1 protein-coding gene is annotated in these 596 nt (G+C 74.3%); it reads left to right on the top strand.

Annotated features, from left to right (window positions below):
- A partial coding sequence (locus GJV64_RS15300) for an FAD-binding protein (RefSeq protein ID WP_164158379.1) occupies positions 1-596 on the top strand: 596 nt, incomplete at both ends.

Genomic DNA, 596 nt, shown 5'->3' with positions numbered 1-596 from the left:
TGGCCGCCGCCGGGCAATGCCTCGCCTTCGAGCCGCCAGCGTCCCTTTGGGGTGCTGGTGGCGGCACCCTAGGAGGCGCCATCGCCAGTGGCCTGTCGGGGCCGCGCCGGGCCTTTGCCGGGGCGGCACGCGATCATGTGCTGGAGGTGCGCGGCGTCACCGGGCGTGGCGAGATCTTCCGCGCCGGCGGCAAGGTGCTGAAGAACGTGACGGGCTTTGATCTGCCGCGCCTGCTCACTGGCTCGCGCGGGCGGCTGGCGGTGCTGACCGAGCTCACGGTGAAGGTGCTGCCGCTGCCGCGCGATCAGGCGACGCTGAGGCTGCCGGCCGCCACAGCGGCCGAAGCGGTGCGGATCATGGCCGAGGCGCTGGGGCGGGACGGCGGCATCACCGGCGCAGCCTGGGCCAATGACCATGTGCACCTCAGGATCGAGGCGGGTGCGGCGCTGCCCGCCCTGCTGGCCGATGTGCAGGCGCGGCTGCCGGGAGGCTCGGTGATCAAAGGTGACGCCAGCCGCGCGGCCTGGGCCGGCATCGCCAGCCCTGAAGCCCGGCCAGGTGACGTCGTCTGGCGCTGCCCGCTGCCGGCCACGCGC

The organism is Sandarakinorhabdus rubra (genome assembly GCF_010994245.1).
Classification (GTDB): Bacteria; Pseudomonadota; Alphaproteobacteria; order Sphingomonadales; family Sphingomonadaceae; genus Sandarakinorhabdus; species Sandarakinorhabdus rubra.
This window is presented reverse-complemented; position numbering and strand designations above follow the sequence as displayed.